The sequence below is a fragment of the uncultured Thiodictyon sp. genome, from assembly GCA_903837595.1.
Lineage (GTDB): Bacteria > Pseudomonadota > Gammaproteobacteria > Chromatiales > Chromatiaceae > Thiodictyon.
Genome location: CAILVI010000224.1, coordinates 1 through 1697 on the forward strand (window position 1 = coordinate 1; position 1697 = coordinate 1697).

At 62.8% G+C, this 1697-nt stretch carries 1 protein-coding gene; it reads left to right on the plus strand.

Going from position 1 to position 1697, the window contains the following annotated elements:
- The first annotated feature begins 230 nt into the window (after window positions 1–230).
- The gene (locus QZY44_RS11805) at window positions 231–1586 is read left to right on the plus strand and encodes an IS110 family transposase (protein WP_295446428.1); all 1356 of its coding nucleotides are present in this window, start codon (window positions 231–233) and stop codon (window positions 1584–1586) included.
- The last annotated feature ends 111 nt before the right edge of the window (window positions 1587–1697 follow it).

Genomic DNA, 1697 nt, shown 5'->3' on the forward strand with positions numbered 1-1697 from the left:
CCGACTGGAGTGCAGTATTCATAATGTGTTGTTGCGGATCGGCGCCTGTCGTTGGCGTCGGTCCACCGAGTCCGCCCGCTGTGCTATATCTAGCACGACGGGCTGACAACGCCACCGGGCTACGAATATTTGGCTTCTAGCGTGTGACGCTTGTAACGTTTCTTTCGAGTCCGGCGGTGTGTGTCGTTTCGCTAACGAATTCTCAGAGGTCGTCGCCGACGGCTGTCTATATGGCATTCGCAGAAACGGCTCGCATTGCAGCGTGTGCTCCCGTCGCTATCCGAATTGAAACCTTTCGGTTGGAGGGTATCATGACACGAGACACGGCGAACTATGCGGCACTGGTCGGCATCGACTGGGCCGACCGCAAGCATGATCTTTGCCTTCAGGCCGCCGGCAGCGAGCGGCGCGAGCGCTTGGTGCTGGAGCATCGCCCGGAGGCCATCGACGAATGGGCGTGCGCCCTGCGCGTGCGCTTCGGCGGACAGCCAGTAGCGATTTGTTTGGAGCAGCACAAGGGGCCGTTGATGGCCGCCCTCGCCAAGTACGACCATCTGGTGCTCTATCCGGTCAACCCGCTGTTGGTCGCCACCCGTCGGCGGGGCTTGAAGCCGAGCGGCGCCAAGAGCGATATCGCAGATGCGGAGCTCATTCTCGATCTTCTGAGCGAGAACACAGCGAAGCTGCGCGCGTGGCATCCGGACGACGTGCGTACCCGCCAATTGCAGGCGCTGGTCGAGGCGCGCCGGACCCTAGTGGAGAGCCGCGTGCGCACCACCAATGCGCTGACCGCAAACCTGAAGTTGTATTTCCCGCAAGCACTTGATCTTTTTGACGATCTTGCATGCGGGATGGCGTGCGATCTGCTAACGCAATGGCCCTCTTTGGGCCAAGTGCAACGCGTCCGCGAGGCCACGCTCACGACCTTTTTCCACCAGCATGGGGTGCGCAACGAGGAGCTGATTGCGAAGCGTATCGCGGCGCTGCGTGCGGCCATGCCCCTCACCACCGACAGCGGCATCCTGGTACCGGCGCTGTTGCGCACGAAGACCCTGGTGGCCGTGCTGCGTGCCCAGCTCGACGGCATCAGCGAATACGACGCGGCGATCACCAAGGCGTTCGAGTCGCATCCCGACGCTGACGTGTTTGCGAGCTTCCCCGGGGCCGGGTCAACCTTCGCCCCGCGCCTTCTCGCCGCCTTCGGAGCCGACCGCGAGCGATTTGCCTCAGCCCGCGCGATCCAAGAATACGCGGGGGTTGCGCCCGTCACCGAAGCCAGCGGACAATCGCACTGGGTGCATTGGCGCTTCGCCTGTCCGCGGTTCGTGCGGCAAAGTATCGTCGAGTGGGCCGGCATGTCCATCCGTTACTCGTTCTGGGCGCGGACCTATTACCAGGAGTTACGCGAGCGCGGGAAGGGCCACAATGCCGCGGTGCGGGCGCTCGCGTTCAAATGGTTGCGGATCGTCTTTCGGTGTTGGCAGGACCGCAAGCCGTACGATGAGGCGAAGTATCTCTTGGGCTTGCAGAAGCGGCAATCGCCGCTCCTGCAGGCCGCGGCGAAACCCCTCCCGCAACTCGCCTGAGGGCATCTCGCTGACCGCCCACAACGCGCTCGTGCGTTGTGGATAACTTGTGGGCAACCTGTTGGCACCCGGTGGGCTTTTTTGTCGAAATTGCTTGACAGGGGCGCTCAG

Coding starts and splice junctions, on each gene's coding strand:
- QZY44_RS11805 (WP_295446428.1), top strand. CDS start 231: ATGGCATTCGCAGAAACGGCTCGCATTGCAGCGTGTGCTCCCGTCGCT.